General features: G+C 73.8%; 15 protein-coding genes and 1 riboswitch. Of the genes, 4 read left to right on the top strand and 11 right to left on the bottom strand.

Going from position 1 to position 13,427, the window contains the following annotated elements:
• Nucleotides 1-11: 11 nt before the first annotated feature.
• Genes amaP through ACZ45Q_RS11685 form a run of 5 tightly spaced genes read right to left on the bottom strand, consistent with a single transcriptional unit; the run spans nucleotide 12 to nucleotide 2,360 of the window.
• Nucleotides 12-599 carry an alkaline shock response membrane anchor protein AmaP gene (gene amaP / locus ACZ45Q_RS11705; RefSeq protein ID WP_468258459.1) on the bottom strand — a complete coding sequence of 196 codons (588 nt, stop codon included), beginning with the start codon at nucleotides 597-599 and terminating at the stop codon, nucleotides 12-14.
• On the bottom strand, nucleotides 596-1,285 hold the full coding sequence (locus tag ACZ45Q_RS11700; RefSeq protein ID WP_468258456.1) for a DUF6286 domain-containing protein: 690 nt from the start codon (nucleotides 1,283-1,285) through the stop codon (nucleotides 596-598). The genes amaP and ACZ45Q_RS11700 overlap by 4 nt, the downstream gene beginning before the upstream one ends.
• Nucleotides 1,282-1,665 (bottom strand): hypothetical protein, encoded by a 384-nt coding sequence (locus ACZ45Q_RS11695; protein WP_468258453.1) that lies wholly within the window; start codon nucleotides 1,663-1,665, stop codon nucleotides 1,282-1,284. Before ACZ45Q_RS11695 ends, ACZ45Q_RS11700 begins: the two co-directional genes overlap by 4 nt.
• Nucleotides 1,662-1,844 (bottom strand): hypothetical protein, encoded by a 183-nt coding sequence (locus ACZ45Q_RS11690; RefSeq protein WP_468258451.1) that lies wholly within the window; start codon nucleotides 1,842-1,844, stop codon nucleotides 1,662-1,664. Before ACZ45Q_RS11690 ends, ACZ45Q_RS11695 begins: the two co-directional genes overlap by 4 nt.
• Nucleotides 1,845-1,877: 33 nt before the next feature.
• The gene (locus tag ACZ45Q_RS11685) at nucleotides 1,878-2,360 is read right to left on the bottom strand and encodes an Asp23/Gls24 family envelope stress response protein (RefSeq protein WP_468258449.1); all 483 of its coding nucleotides are present in this window, start codon (nucleotides 2,358-2,360) and stop codon (nucleotides 1,878-1,880) included.
• 87 nt (nucleotides 2,361-2,447) lie between these two features.
• Here ACZ45Q_RS11685 and ACZ45Q_RS11680 point away from each other — a divergent pair, with 87 nt between their 5' ends.
• The gene (locus ACZ45Q_RS11680; RefSeq protein WP_468258446.1) at nucleotides 2,448-3,230 is read left to right on the top strand and encodes a nucleopolyhedrovirus P10 family protein; all 783 of its coding nucleotides are present in this window, start codon (nucleotides 2,448-2,450) and stop codon (nucleotides 3,228-3,230) included.
• A gap of 140 nt (nucleotides 3,231-3,370) precedes the next feature.
• Here the strand turns inward: ACZ45Q_RS11680 and ACZ45Q_RS11675 are convergent, their stop codons facing one another.
• From ACZ45Q_RS11675 to ACZ45Q_RS11665, 3 genes are all read right to left on the bottom strand, one after another.
• On the bottom strand, nucleotides 3,371-4,192 hold the full coding sequence (locus ACZ45Q_RS11675; protein ID WP_468258443.1) for an enoyl-CoA hydratase/isomerase family protein: 822 nt from the start codon (nucleotides 4,190-4,192) through the stop codon (nucleotides 3,371-3,373).
• A gap of 143 nt (nucleotides 4,193-4,335) precedes the next feature.
• The gene (locus tag ACZ45Q_RS11670) at nucleotides 4,336-4,557 is read right to left on the bottom strand and encodes a helix-turn-helix domain-containing protein (RefSeq protein WP_393216116.1); all 222 of its coding nucleotides are present in this window, start codon (nucleotides 4,555-4,557) and stop codon (nucleotides 4,336-4,338) included.
• Between the two features lie 335 nt (nucleotides 4,558-4,892).
• The gene (locus ACZ45Q_RS11665) at nucleotides 4,893-6,491 is read right to left on the bottom strand and encodes an ABC-F family ATP-binding cassette domain-containing protein (protein ID WP_468258440.1); all 1,599 of its coding nucleotides are present in this window, start codon (nucleotides 6,489-6,491) and stop codon (nucleotides 4,893-4,895) included.
• A gap of 241 nt (nucleotides 6,492-6,732) precedes the next feature.
• On the opposite strand from ACZ45Q_RS11665, the gene ACZ45Q_RS11660 reads away from it, so the two are divergent.
• Complete coding sequence (locus tag ACZ45Q_RS11660; RefSeq protein WP_468258437.1) at nucleotides 6,733-7,146, top strand: VOC family protein; 414 nt, start codon at nucleotides 6,733-6,735, stop codon at nucleotides 7,144-7,146.
• Nucleotides 7,147-7,185: 39 nt separating this feature from the next.
• On the opposite strand, the gene ACZ45Q_RS11655 is transcribed toward ACZ45Q_RS11660, so the two are convergent.
• From ACZ45Q_RS11655 to ACZ45Q_RS11645, 3 genes are all read right to left on the bottom strand, one after another.
• Entirely contained in the window at nucleotides 7,186-8,586 is a 1,401-nt protein-coding gene (locus tag ACZ45Q_RS11655; RefSeq protein ID WP_468258434.1) for a hypothetical protein, read from the bottom strand.
• Between the two features lie 331 nt (nucleotides 8,587-8,917).
• Nucleotides 8,918-10,042, bottom strand: coding sequence for an alpha/beta hydrolase (locus tag ACZ45Q_RS11650; protein WP_468258431.1), 1,125 nt, complete (start codon nucleotides 10,040-10,042; stop codon nucleotides 8,918-8,920).
• A gap of 302 nt (nucleotides 10,043-10,344) precedes the next feature.
• Nucleotides 10,345-10,959 carry a class II aldolase/adducin family protein gene (locus ACZ45Q_RS11645; RefSeq protein ID WP_468258603.1) on the bottom strand — a complete coding sequence of 205 codons (615 nt, stop codon included), beginning with the start codon at nucleotides 10,957-10,959 and terminating at the stop codon, nucleotides 10,345-10,347.
• 625 nt (nucleotides 10,960-11,584) lie between these two features.
• Here ACZ45Q_RS11645 and ACZ45Q_RS11640 point away from each other — a divergent pair.
• Nucleotides 11,585-12,829, top strand: a complete 1,245-nt coding sequence (locus tag ACZ45Q_RS11640; RefSeq protein WP_468258428.1) for an inorganic phosphate transporter — start codon at nucleotides 11,585-11,587, stop codon at nucleotides 12,827-12,829.
• 20 nt (nucleotides 12,830-12,849) lie between these two features.
• A complete protein-coding gene (locus tag ACZ45Q_RS11635; protein WP_468258425.1) occupies nucleotides 12,850-13,071 on the top strand; it encodes a hypothetical protein in 222 nt (73 codons plus the stop codon).
• Between the two features lie 131 nt (nucleotides 13,072-13,202).
• Nucleotides 13,203-13,341, top strand: a riboswitch (cobalamin riboswitch).
• Nucleotides 13,342-13,427 lie beyond the last annotated feature (86 nt).

Below are 13,427 nucleotides of genomic sequence, written 5' to 3'. Positions count from 1 at the left end.
GCGGGGCGGGGTCAGGTGACCCGTTCCGCCCGGTGGCGGGCACCGGTGAGGCGGGCCTCCGTGGGCAGGGCGGGCAGGCCGGTCGCGCCGCGGGCGTGGGCCAGGGCGTGCCCGGCGAGGCCGTCCAGGGCCGTGCCGGGGTCGACGTGCGGTGCGAGCCGGAGCCGGACCCGGGCCCGGGGGGCCAGGCGCCGCCCGGTGAGCCGGACGGCGGCGTGCTCGACGCCGTCGATGCGGCCTGCCTCCTCGGCGAACGCACTCTCCAGCGCCCGCCCCCGCAGTGCGGCGCTCTCACCGTCGCCGGTGTCCACCAGGACCTCGGCGAGCCGGCGGCGGCGCAGCACCGAGACCAGCCACCACAGGGCGAGCAGCAGCAGGACGGCGAGCGCGGCGATCACCACCGGCCACCACCAGCCGGCGTCCCGCCACCGGGTCCGCTCGGCGTCGCTGAGCAGTACGTCGTCGCGTCCGTGGTGGATCCACCAGGACGGCGCGGGGGCGCCGAGGCCGATGGCGAGCACCGAGCCGCCGAGGGCCAGCAGCACCAGGCCCACGATGCCGAGCAGCACGCGGTTGACGGTTCGCAGCACCGTCCTCACCCCTTCCGTCCGGGCCGGGTCACCCGCACCGACAGGGCGGGCGGCCGGGCCAGGCCCAGGCCCGTCACCGCGTCGGCCAGCGCGGTGTCCAGGTCGGTGCGTACGTCGTCCAGTTCACGGAAGTGCGACACGGCGCGGACCCGGGCCTTGCGGCGGCGCATCCGGACCCGTGCCGACTGCACCCCGGAGACCTCCATGGCCCGGTCGCGCAGCACGGTGGCGGCGGCGTCGCGGTGCAGCCCTGCGCGTACGTCCTGGTGGGTGTGGCGCATCGGCAGCAGGTTCCGCAGGCCGGGGGTGACGGCCAGCAGGAGCAGCCAGAGGCCGAGGGCCGCGGCGACGCCCGCGCCGACCAGCACCCAGGTGTCGTCCAGGGGGCGCTCGGCGAGCTGCCGGGCCAGGCCCCTGCGCCAGGCCAGCGCCCGGTGGTCGGCGCGCACGGCGACGATGTCGTAGAGGAAGGCGCCGGCGGCGACCAGGAGCAGCAGGGCGACCACGCCCGCGGGGACCCGGCGACGCGACCAGAACCGCCCGGTGGGCCCGCCGCCGCCCTGGCCGTCACCGGCCGTGTCCGCGCCGCCGTCCAGGACGGGCGGGGGCGTGCCCGGTGTGCCGCTCTCCTTCTCCAGTACCGGCAGCCGTCGGGTGCTGCCGGTGTCTGCGGTCTCTTCGTGGGGTTCGCTCATTCGATCCTCCCCTGGGCGGCGCCGTGCTCGGCCACCGGGTGCAGCCGCTCCACCTGGACGGCGACCTCCGGCACCGCCATGCCCACCAACGCGCGTACCCGCTGGACGACCCGGTGACGGACCTGCGCGCAGCGGGCGCCGATGTCGCAGGGGTAGTCGAGTTCCAGGTGGACGCGGACGCGGGCGGCGTCGTGGTGCACGGAAACGGTCGCGTGGGGCCGCGCGGCGTCCGGTGGCAGCCGCCCCGCCGCCTCGCGCGCCGCCTGGGCCGCCACCTTGGCGACGACCCGGTCGGCGATCCGGGTCGCACCGCGCTCGCCCGGCGGCACGACGCCCGCGGACGCGCGGAGGTCACCGGCCGCGCTGCTCACCCCGGTCACCGCCGGCTGTCGCGGCTGCGGAAGAAGTCGCCGAGTTCCAGGTCCCCCTCGAGGAACCGGCCGACGACGAAACCGACGGCGCCCAGCGCCGCCACCAGCAGGAAGGCGCCGAATCCGCCGAAATACCCGGCGAAGCCCAGGGCCATTCCGGCGATCATGCCGACCACGGCCATGTTCATGCTGCGCACTCCTCACATCGGGTCAACGTCGGGTCACTTGATCCTGGGTTCCGGCTCCTCCTCGTCCTCTTCGTCGGGCAGCTTCACGTCGCTCACCGCGATGTTGACCTCGACCACCTCCAGGCCGGTCATCCGCTCGACCGCCGCGATCACGTTCTCCCGCACGTTCCGGGCGACGTCGGAGATCGACACGCCGTACTCGACGACGATCTCCAGGTCGAGGGCGGTCTGCTTCTCACCGACCTCCGCCTTCACCCCGCGCGTCACCGACTTGGCGCCGCCGGGGACGCGGTCGCGCACGGCGCCGAAGGTGCGGGAGAGCCCGCTGCCCATGGCGTGCACACCGTCGACGTCGCGTGCCGCCATTCCGGTGATCTTCTCCACCACCCCGTCGGCGATGGTGGTGCGTCCCCGGGTGCCGGGGTCGCCCCCGCCGCGCCTCGGGCTCTGTCCCTTGGCCCCGGAGCCTTCGGTCGTCTCCGGCCCGGACCGGCCCCGTTCCGTCGTCTCGCTCATCGGCGTACGCCCCTTTCGGTCGTCGTCCTTCGACCACGTTAAGCGGGGTTGCGCGGTGGCGCGCCGGGGATGCGGCAGGCTGGAGGAATGACGACGGCTGACCGGTGGACACGGGCTGTACGGGAACAGTTGGGGCTCGGACGATTTCTGCCGCTGGGCGGGCCGCGGGACGGCGCATGGATCGCCGAGCGGGCGGCGCGGGAGGTGCTGATGGCCGCGGTGAGCGGAGTGGCGGGCGCACGGGTGGACGGTCTGCGGATCGCGCCCGCGGATCCGCGGGAGGCGCACGACCCGGTGGTGCCTGCGCCGCCGAGCGCCCTGCCGCCGGGGCCGCTGCGGGTGACGGCCGAGGTCGCGGCGACGGCGTCGGAGCCGCTGCCGACGTCGACCGCGCGCCTGCGCGCCGCGCTGGCGGACGCGGCGGCGGCCCGGCTCGGCCTGGCGGTCACCGACGTGGATCTACGGGTGACGGCACTGCTTGACCCGGAGCGTCCGGCGAGGGAGAGCCCGGCGGAAGAAGGTCCGGCCCAGGAGGGTCCGGCACGGGAGAGCCCGGCGGATGAGGGCACGGCGGCGGACGGTGCGGCGCGGGAGCGGGGGGACGGCGACGCCGGCCGGGCGGCGGACGCGGCGCTGGCGGTGCCCGGCGTGACCCGGCTGACGGGCAGGCTCGGCCGTCCGGTCACCGTGGAGGACCGGTCCGACGGCACGGCGCTGCCGCGACGGCACGTCCGGGTGGAGTGCGCGGTGTCCACGCAACACCGCGCGGTGGACGTGGCCCGCGGTGTGCGCGCCGCGGTGCGGGACGCCCTCCAGGACCACCCGTCGGTGGCCGTGCTGGTCACCGCGGTCGACGGAGCGGAGACCTGACGCGGACGGCGCTGCCCGCCGGGGCGCCGTGCCGGGACGGCCCGCACCGCGACGGCGCGGCGCGGGCCTCTCCGGTCCGGTCCGGTCAGGTCAGGTCAGGTCAGGTCAGGTCAGGTCCAGGAGACCGGGTCCGCCGCGCGCTACTCGCCGAGCCCGGCCAGATCGCGCAGGCGACGGGCCTGGGCGGCGCGCTCCGCGGTGCGCTGGGCCTCGTAGTCGCGCTCCAGGGCACCCTGGAGCAGCGCCTTGGTCTCGATCACGGCGTCACGCGGCGCCGCCAGCACCGCCGAGGCGAGGTCGCGCACCGCGCCGTCGAGCTGGTCGGCGGGCACGGCGAGACTGGCCAGGCCCGTGCTCACGGCCTCGTCGGCCTGGACGAACCGCCCGGTCACGCAGATCTCCAGCGCGCGGGCGTACCCCACCAGCCCGACGAGCGGATGGGTGCCCGTCAGGTCGGGGACGAGACCGAGGCTGGTCTCCCGCATGGCGAACTGCGCGTCGTCGGCGACGACACGCAGGTCGCAGGCGAGAGCGAGCTGGAAGCCCGCCCCGATGGCGTGCCCCTGCACGGCGGCGATGGACAGGATGTCGCTGCGCCGCCACCAGGTGAACGCCTCCTGGTATTCGGCGATGGTCGCGTCGAGCTCGGCGTCCCCGCCACGCGCGAGGTCCAGGAACGACGGCTCCCCGTCGAAGCCCTCGGGCGTGAACGCCTGCCGGTCGAGCCCGGCCGAGAAGGACTTGCCCTCGGCCCGCAGCACCACGACCCGGACGGAGCCCGGCAGCAGCCGGCCGACCTCGGTGAGCGCCCGCCACAGGGCGGGGCTCTGCGCGTTGCGCTTGGCCGGGTTGGCCAGCGTCACCGTGGCGATCGCGTCGTCGACGGTGAGCCGCACGCCGTCCTTGTCGAGTACGGGGCTTCCGGGTCCTTCACAACCGTGGTCCTGGGCGGGCGTGGCCATGGGGCGCCTCCGATGGGGTGCGGCAGTCCTGTGTGCCGTACGGACATCCGTACGGCATCCCTAAGTGACTGCACAGTAACCACCCGGTCGGCCGGTGGGTCGACCGGGTGGCCACCATCGGAGCCGAGGGGCCACCCGGAGGGTCAGGTCGATGGAGCCTTCTTGCCCCGGGTCGCCCCGCCACGCCCTCGGAGCGTGACGCCCGACTCGCTGAGCATGCGGTGCACAAAGCCATACGAGCGGCCGGTCTCCTCGGCCAACGCCCGGATGCTCGCACCGGCGTCGTACTTCTTCTTCAGGTCTGCCGCGAGCTTGTCGCGCGCGGCGCCGGTCACCCGGCTGCCCTTCTTCAGAGTCTCGGCCACCCGTGCCTCCTCATGGGAAGTGCGCTCTGGTCTCCTCATGATCACCCCTCCGGGCCGACATGGCCACCCATTCGGCAAGGTCGATGGGACAAGGTTGTGACGACAGGAGCGGGTGCCCACATACGGAATCGGGAATTCCGATGGATCGTGTGCGTACCGCCGAACGGGTTCCTTCGCGAAGTTCCAGGTCAGAAAGGCGGCGCGGCCGAGCCCTCCGCGCGGGAGGGCTCGGCCGCGAAATCCGTGTAGGACACACCTCGGTACGAGGAGATCTCACACAGATGGTGGATCACGGATCGGCCGAATGATCCATAACCAGTGGATCACTCATTCGATCAAGCCAGGGCGACGAGGTCCGCGTAGTCGGAGCCCCAGAGGTCCTCGATGCCGTCCGGGAGCAGAATGATCCGCTCCGGCTGGAGCGCGTCGACGGCGCCCTCGTCGTGGGTGACCAGGACGACCGCGCCCTTGTAGGTGCGCAGCGCGCCGAGGATCTCCTCGCGGCTGGCCGGGTCGAGGTTGTTGGTGGGCTCGTCGAGCAGCAGCACGTTGGCCGAGGAGACCACCAGGGTGGCCAGGGCGAGGCGGGTCTTCTCGCCGCCGGAGAGGACACCGGCGGGCTTGTCGACGTCGTCGCCGGAGAACAGGAACGAGCCGAGCACCTTGCGGACCTCGACCAGGTCCATGTCGGGCGCGGCGGAGCGCATGTTCTCCAGCACCGTGCGGTCGGGGTCGAGGGTCTCGTGCTCCTGGGCGTAGTAGCCGAGCTTGAGGCCGTGACCGGGGACCACGGCGCCGGTGTCGGGCTGCTCGACGCCCGCCAGGAGCCGGAGCAGGGTGGTCTTGCCCGCGCCGTTGAGGCCGAGGATGACGACCCGGGAGCCCTTGTCGATGGCCAGGTCGACGTCGGTGAAGATCTCCAGCGAGCCGTACGACTTCGACAGGCCCTCGGCCATCAGCGGGGTCTTGCCGCAGGGCGCGGGCTCGGGGAAGCGCAGCTTGGCGACCTTGTCGGACTGGCGCACCGCCTCCAGGCCGGACAGCAGCTTGTCGGCCCGGCGGGCCATGTTCTGCGCGGCGACCGTCTTGGTGGCCTTGGCGCGCATCTTGTCGGCCTGGGCGTTGAGCGCGGCGGCCTTCTTCTCGGCGTTGGCGCGCTCGCGCTTGCGGCGCTTCTCGTCGGCCTCGCGCTGCTGCTGGTAGAGCTTCCAGCCCATGTTGTAGACGTCGATCTGGGCGCGGTTGGCGTCCAGGTAGAACACCTTGTTGACGACCGTCTCGACGAGGTCGACGTCGTGGGAGATCACGATGAAGCCGCCGCGGTAGGTCTTGAGATAGTCGCGCAGCCAGATGATCGAGTCGGCGTCGAGGTGGTTGGTCGGCTCGTCCAGCAGGAGGGTGTCGGCGTCCGAGAACAGGATGCGGGCCAGCTCGATACGGCGGCGCTGACCGCCGGAGAGCGTGTGCAGGGGCTGGCCGAGCACCCGGTCGGGCAGGTTGAGCGCGGCGGCGATGGTGGCGGCCTCGGCCTCGGCGGCGTACCCGCCCTTGGTGAGGAACTCCGTCTCCTGGCGCTCGTACTGCTTGAGCGCCTTCTCGCGGGTGCTGCCCTTGCCGGTGGCGATGCGCTGTTCGTTCTCCCGCATCTTGCGGATCAGGACGTCCAGGCCGCGCGCGGAGAGGATGCGGTCGCGGGCGAGGATGTCGAGGTCGCCGGTGCGGGGGTCCTGCGGGAGGTAGCCGACCTCTCCGGAGCGGGTGATGGTGCCCGCGGCGGGGATGCCCTCGCCGGCCAGGCATTTGGTGAGGGTGGTCTTGCCTGCGCCGTTGCGGCCGACGAGGCCGATGCGGTCGCCCTTCGTGACGCGGAAGGTGGCGCTTTCGATGAGGACGCGGGCACCGGCGCGCAGCTCGATACCGGAGGCGGAGATCACGGACAGACTCCAGGGCGGGTGGGTGGCGGGACGGGCGGCTGAGGACGGACCCGCTGTCTAATGCGCGAGGAGAATGGCCATGGGGGCCAGTCTAACGGGGGTGTGCAAGCGCTTTTCCGCGTGGCGTCCCGCGGCTTCCTCGCGGGCCGTTGTCAGTGGCCGGTGCAAGACTGGCGACAGGCTTGATTCCGGACTTTCCGGAGCGACTCGCAAGGGACCGGTTCACAAAGGAGTGATCGGCATGGCAAGCACGGACGGCGCCCGCCCGAGCATGTACCCGACGGTGCTGTACACGGACGCGAAGCGGGCGATCCGGCAGCTCACGGAGGCCTTCGGCTTCTCGGAGATCGCGGTGTACGAGGGGGAGGACGGCAAGGTGGCCCACGCCGAGCTGGCGCTGGGCAACGGCGCGGTGATGCTCGGCTCGAAGGGCACCGGAAGCCGCTTCGACGAGCTGATGAAGGGCGCCGGCCCGACGGGGGTGTACGTGGTGGTGGACGACGTCGACGCCCATCACCGGCGGGCCGTGGAGCACGGCGTGGAGATCCTCATGCCCCCGACGGACCAGGACTACGGCTCGCGGGACTACATGGCCCGCGATCTCGAGGGCAACATCTGGAGCTTCGGCACCTACGCCCCCGAGATCCCCGCCTGATTCCGGGCCGGGCGGGCGTCCCGCCCGGCCCCCGCCGGTTCAGCTGCCGCCGGTGTGCACCTGGAAGGCCGCCCGGCGCACGGCCTTGGCGAGGGCGGGGTCCGGGTGCGCGGCGGCGAGCGCCACCAGGACCTGCACGGTGCGCGGGTGGCCCACGGCGCGCACCTCGTCGAGCAGCGCCGGGACGGTCGGCTGCACGGCCGACTCCAGGTGGCGGACGAGCATGGGCGCCTCACCGTGGTCGGCGACGGCCGCAGCGGTGTCGACCCAGAGCCAGGTGGCCTCCCGGCGGGTGAGGACCTCGTGGGCGTCCTCCGGGTCGGCGCCGTCGTGCTCGGCCAGCCACAGCAGGGCGTAGGGCCTGAGCGTCGGCTCGTCGAGCACGGCCCGGACGTCGGGTTCGGCGGGGGCGCCGACGACCCGCAGCGCCTCGAAGGCCAGTCCGCGCAGCAGGGCGTCCTCGCCGCGGGCGGCGGCGAGGAGCTCGGTGACGGCGCTGCCGACGGGGCGGGCGGCGAGCCAGGCCCGGTACTCGGCGCGGGCCGCGTTCGGGCGGAGCTGGGCGCAGCCGCGCAGCATGTCCTCGGCCGACCGCTCGATGTTCCCGGCGGGGCTCTGCGCGGCGACGCAGATCTGCTCCAGCTTGACCCAGACCGCCCAGCTGCCCAGCGGAGTGAGCGTGGCGTGTTTGTCGCCGCAGGTGAGGGCGCCGACGGCGGCCAGGGCGTGCAGGGCCCAGTCGAGCAGCGGCGCGAGGGCCGCGTCGTCGCAGGGCGGCTCCGCGGGCAGGCCGGGGCCGGTGCCGTAGGGGACCTCGCAGCGCTCGGTGCGCAGCTCGGTGACGCGCTGGCGCAGCAGGTCGAGGAGCTGGGCCACGGGGACGGGCCCGGCGGAGAGCTGGAGGAAGGAGAGCACCTGGGGCATGGCCGAGACGACCTCGGCGACGGCGGCGGGCTCGTGGCCGTCGGGCTCGGGGTGGGCGAGCGACCAGGCGTCGAAGAGGGCGACCCAGCCGCGCAGCACGGCGCTGTCGTCGCGGTCCCAGGCGCGCAGCCGCCAGCCGGGCCGGGCGCTGTCGCCGTGCACCTCGACCAGCCCGGCGAGGCGTGCGGTGTCCCAGTCGGCGCGGACCTGAGCGGCGGTCAGGCCCAGTTCGCGGGCGGCCCGTTCGGCCGTCGCGGCGGAGAGTGTCGCCTTGCCGTCGGAGGTGCCGGCGCCGCTGCCGGGGCCTAGGGCGGCATCCGCCCAGCGGGCGACCCGGACCGCGCCGGCCAGCCGGGAGCGCGCCATTCCGGCCAGCTCCGAGCGGGCCGGGGTGCCCTCCGGCGGGCGCGGCGCGTGGCGGCGCGGGCGCCGCTGGTTCATCGCTCTGGGGGCGGCGGCCAGGGGTCGTGGGCGGACGAGTCTGAGCCTGGAGTCGCGCGGGATACGGGACGTCACGGGAGCAGTCTTCCGGCTGACGGTCCGAAAACCCAAACGGAATGTCGCGAGGCACGACGGTGACGGCCCTGGCGGGGGCTCGGAGAGCCGTGGGGGGCGGGAACGGGCCAGTGGTGCAGCAATAAACGGAACGACCGCGTCGACGGGGGTGCGGGGGGCGCGGGGGCGGGTGCGGGGGTGCCGGCGGCGGGGCTGGGAGCGCTGTCGGGGGCAGGGGCCGCGGGGGCCGGCCGCGAGTGCGGGGGTGCCGGGGACGCGGGGCTGCCCGGGGGCCCTCGTGAGCGGTGGGTGTGGCGGGGGCCCTCGTGGGCGGTGGGTTCACATCGGGCGTTCACATGAGGGGGGTGAGGAAGCGGCGGAGTTTCTCCTCGTAGGTGTCCGGTGCGGCGTTCCACATGGCCGCGTGTGTGGCGTGCTCGACCGTGTGGAGCGCGACCAGGCGGGGGTGGGCGGCGGCGAAGCGGCGGGAGTACCGCCAGGGTGCCACCGTGTCGCCGGGCCCGTGGAAGACGAGGGTGGGGACGCCGGGACCGGCGGGCTCCGCAGCGGCGGAGCGGTCGGTGGGCAGGCCGGTGCGGCCCTGGGCGGCGCGGACGGCGAGCGGCAGCAGGGCGCCCGGGGTGTGGCGGGCCGCGGCCAGGCTGCGCAGGGTCGCTTCCCAGTCGAGCACCGGCGAGTCCAGGACCAGCCCGGAGATGCTGTCGCGCACGCCGGAGCGCGCGGCGGCGCGCAGGGCCATGGTGGCGCCGGTGGACCAGCCGAGCAGGACGACGTGGCGGGCGCCGTGGCCCAGGGCGTAGCGGATGGCGGCGTCCAGGTCGCGCCACTCCGTCTCGCCGAAGTGGTGGAGACCGTCGGGCGACCGGGGGGCGCCGACGTCGCCGCGGTAGGCGAGGGCGAGGACCGGGAAGTGCAGACGGCTGAGCAGGCCCATGAGGTTCATGGCGTGCTCGCGGGTGCCGGCCAGGCCGTGCACGGCGATGACCCAGGCGCCGCGGGCGCCGGGCGTGAACCAGGCCGGGAGGGGGCCGAGTTCGCCGGGGATCTCGACGTCGGTGTGGTCCAGGTCGAGGGCGGTGCCGGGGTTGCCGACGTACAGGTTCGGGGTGAGCCAGGCCTTGTCGCCGGGACGCAGGGTGCCGTGGGTGACCGCCTCCAGGCGGCGTACGACGGTGTCCGCGGAGTGCGAGGCGGTGGGCAGGACGGGGCCGACGACCGCGTGGGTGCCGTCGCCGGCGAGCCCGTACCTGCCGGGCCGCAGGGCGGCCAGGTCCCGGGTGAGGGTGATCTGTCCGGCGGCGGTGCCGTGCACGGTGAGCCGGGGCTCGGTCGGCAGGGGGCGGCCGGGGGGCGCCTTGAGCGCCGCGTCGCTGGCGAGGCGGCCGGCGGCGATGCTCGCTGCGCCGGCCGCCAGGGCTGCGGTGACGGCTGCGGCCGTCGCGGTGACAGTGCGCACGTCGTCCAGTGTCCTGGTTGATCCTCTCAGCGGCCAGTGGGCCGGGTGGGCGGGGTGACGGAGCGGCTGGGGGCGGGGGCGGTCGCGTGAGGGGTGGGTGGGTGCGGGTTTGTGGGGCGGGTGCGGGAGGGGTGGGGGTTGATCGCGCAGTTCCCCGCGCCCCTTTGGGGCGGATCGGTGGGTCGGCGTCGATGAGTGCGGGCCAGGACGGTCGCACGGGAGGTGGGTGGGTGCGGGATTGTGGGGCGGGTGCGGGAGGGGTGGGGGTTGATCGCGCAGTTCCCCGCGCCCCTTTGGGGGGCCTAGGGGTGTTGGCCGTAGTTCTGGAGGCGGGTGGTGACCTCGGCCAGTTGCGGTTCTGTGAGCAGGGACGGGGTCAGGCCCGGTACCGACGTGGCCGTCAGCCACAGGCGGCACATCCACTCGAGCTGGGCGGTGCGGTCGTAGGCCTGGTCGAGGTCGGCGCCGTAGGTGATCGTGCCGTGGTTCTGGAGCAGGCAGCCGGAGCGGCCGGCGAGCGCGCGGAGCATGTTCTCGGCCAGCTCGTCGGTGCCGTAGGTGGCGTACGGGGCGACGCGGACGGGGCCGCCGAGCGCGGCGGCCATGTAGTGGACGAGCGGGAGCTCCGTCACGAGCGTCGAGACGGCCGTCGCGTGCACGGCGTGGGTGTGGACGACGGCGCGGGCGTCGGTGCTGCGGTACACGGCGAGGTGCATGGGCAGTTCGCTGGTGGGGACCAGCGTTCCGAGGACCTGCCGCCCGTCGAGGCCGACACCGGTCACGTCGTCCGGCGTGAGCCGGTCGTAGGGCACCCCGGACGGGGTGACCAGGACCGTGTCCCCGACCCGCACGGACACGTTGCCGGACGTGCCGACCACCAGGCCGTCGGCGACCGTCCGCCGGGCCGTCGCGACCAGCGCCTGCCAGGCCCGCGCCTCCTCCGCGGACGCCGTCTCCCGTACCCGATCCGCGTGCCCTTCCGGACCCGCGCGCCCAGCCGGTTCCGCGCGCCGTTCTCGTTCCGCGCGCCGTTCCCGTTCCGTGTGCCCTTCCGGTTCCGCGCCCCCTCCCAGATCCGCGCACCCTTCCGGAGCCGCCTGCCCTTCCGGAGCCGTGTCCCGCACCCGGTTCGCGTGGTCCTCCGGTTCGTCCAGCCGGTTCGTCACCGTCGGCACCTCCCTCTCGGGCGCCGTGCGCCCCTCGTCCCCGTTGCCGCCGTCGATCGGTGTCGTGGTGGGAATCCTGCCAGGCGGGCCGCCGCCGGCCACTCTCCGTGCATCGCCCGCCACTCCCTCACTCCGCAGAGTGACCAGGATCTCTTCGGCGGGTCCCTCGATCGGCTGAGATCACGTGCACGAGCGGGCTGACCGTCGGTAACGGGCGGAATCTGGCGGTTCCCTGCGGCCCCACGGGCCGGGGAGGGCGCGGGCGGTAGCGGCGACACCGCTTCCGGACACCGTGGCGCCCCGCCCAGTTCATCTTCCGTTCACCCACGTTACCTACGTTCGACGCGCCAATGACCTCGAACGATTGCCTGGGTAAATGGAAAGCTTCTCGCTGATCCTCGCGATTGTGGTGGTAACCGCACTCGCGTTCGATTTCACGAACGGTTTCCACGACACCGCGAACGCGATGGCCACGACCATTTCCACGGGCGCGATGAGGCCCAAGGTCGCGGTGGCCATGTCCGCCGTCCTCAATCTGGTCGGCGCCTTCCTCTCGGTGGAAGTCGCCAACACCATCTCCAAAGGTCTCGTCGACGAGACCGGCATCCGTCCCGAGGTCATCTTCGCCGCGCTGGTCGGCGCGATCCTCTGGAACCTGCTGACCTGGCTGGTCGGACTCCCGTCCAGTTCCTCGCACGCCCTCATGGGCGGCCTCATCGGTGCCGCCGTCGCCTCGGCCGGCATCGGCGCGGTCAACGGTGACGTGCTCGTCACCAAGGTACTGATCCCGGCGATCGCCGCCCCGCTGGTCGCGGGGATCGCGGCGATGCTCGGCGCACGGCTGACGTACAAGCTGGGCAAGAAGACCGCGGACACCCAGGCCGCCCAGAAGGGCTACCGCGCCGGCCAGATCGCCTCCGCGGGCCTGGTCTCGCTGGCCCACGGCACCAACGACGCCCAGAAGACGATGGGTGTCATCACCCTCGCCCTGGTCACCGGCGGCGCGCTCGCCCCCGACTCCGACCCGCCCATGTGGGTCATCCTCTCCGCGGGCATCGCCATCGCCCTCGGCACCTACCTCGGCGGCTGGCGCATCATCCGCACCATGGGCAAGGGTCTGACCGACCTCCAGCCGCAGCAGGGCTTCGCCGCCCAGACCAGCGCGGCCACGGTCATCCTGGCCTCCTCCCACCTCGGCTTCTCCCTCTCCACCACGCACTCGGTCTCCGGTGCGGTCATGGGTGCGGGCCTCGGCCGCAAGGGCGGTGTGGTCCGCTGGTCCACGGCCACCCGGATGTTCGTCGCCTGGGGTCTGACCCTGCCGGCCGCGGCCCTGGTCGCCGCCCTCGCGGAGTGGGTCACCAGCCTCGGCGACTGGGGCACGGCGCTCGTCGCGGTCTTCCTCGTCGCCTCCAGCGCCGCGATCTGGAAGATCTCCCGGCGCGAGGTGGTCGACCACACCAACGTCAACGACGTCGAGCCGGCCGAGCCCGGCGTGGTGACCCAGGCGATGGCCGCCGTCACCCCGCCGCCCACGGCCGCCGCCGAGGAGCTCGGGACCACCGTCCCGTCCCAGACCGACGCCGCCGACGCCAAGACCCCGTCGGCCACCACCGTCTGACCCGCAGAGAGTAGAGCAGCATGAGCATCGACTGGGCAGCCCTCGGCTCCGTCTTCGGGGTCAGCCTCGTGACCACCGTGGCCCTGGTGGGCCTGTTCGTCCTCGGCATCGCCGGCCTGTCCCGCAAGGAGCGGGCCGAGGCCCGGGGCGGCGGCGCGGCCCTCGCGGTGACCGGCGCCTACGCCTGCTTCGCCGCGTGCGCGGCTGCGGTGGCGTACGGCATCTATCTGATCGTCGCCTGACCCACGGCACGGCACCGAGAGGGGTGCGGAACGGAGAGCACCGTCCCGCACCCCTTTCGCGTGCCCGCGCACGCCCGCCGGGTGTGGGGCTCCGCACACTCCCCCCTCGCAGGTCAACAGCAAGTTGACGGGTGTTCGCGGGCCGTGGTGGACTGCCCGAGCCAATACGGCGGCAGGAGAGGAAGCCGGTGCGAATCCGGCGCGGTCCCGCCACTGTCACCGAGGGCTCGTCCCCCGGGAGCCAGGAACTCTCACCGCCGGTTTCGTCGAACCAGGGCGCGGACACCCTGAGTGAGGACATACCGCCATGCACGGCTGCCGCCGACCGAGGACCACCCCCGACACCTCGCCCTCCC

It is taken from the genome of Streptomyces sp. NPDC031049 (assembly GCF_055571015.1).
The sequence above is the reverse complement of the archived record's forward strand: the minus strand, read 5'-3'. Positions and strand labels throughout refer to the sequence as shown.

What these genes read in the sequence shown, in the direction of transcription:
- ACZ45Q_RS11640 (WP_468258428.1), top strand. Translation starts at nt 11,585, where the DNA reads ATGGAAAGCTTCTCGCTGATCCTCGCGATTGTGGTGGTAACCGCACTC.
- ACZ45Q_RS11700 (WP_468258456.1), bottom strand. Translation starts at nt 1,285, where the DNA reads ATGAGCGAACCCCACGAAGAGACCGCAGACACCGGCAGCACCCGACGG.
- ACZ45Q_RS11680 (WP_468258446.1), top strand. Translation starts at nt 2,448, where the DNA reads ATGACGACGGCTGACCGGTGGACACGGGCTGTACGGGAACAGTTGGGG.
- ACZ45Q_RS11685 (WP_468258449.1), bottom strand. Translation starts at nt 2,360, where the DNA reads ATGAGCGAGACGACGGAACGGGGCCGGTCCGGGCCGGAGACGACCGAA.
- ACZ45Q_RS11690 (WP_468258451.1), bottom strand. Translation starts at nt 1,844, where the DNA reads ATGAACATGGCCGTGGTCGGCATGATCGCCGGAATGGCCCTGGGCTTC.
- ACZ45Q_RS11675 (WP_468258443.1), bottom strand. Translation starts at nt 4,192, where the DNA reads ATGGCCACGCCCGCCCAGGACCACGGTTGTGAAGGACCCGGAAGCCCC.
- ACZ45Q_RS11660 (WP_468258437.1), top strand. Translation starts at nt 6,733, where the DNA reads ATGGCAAGCACGGACGGCGCCCGCCCGAGCATGTACCCGACGGTGCTG.
- ACZ45Q_RS11635 (WP_468258425.1), top strand. Translation starts at nt 12,850, where the DNA reads ATGAGCATCGACTGGGCAGCCCTCGGCTCCGTCTTCGGGGTCAGCCTC.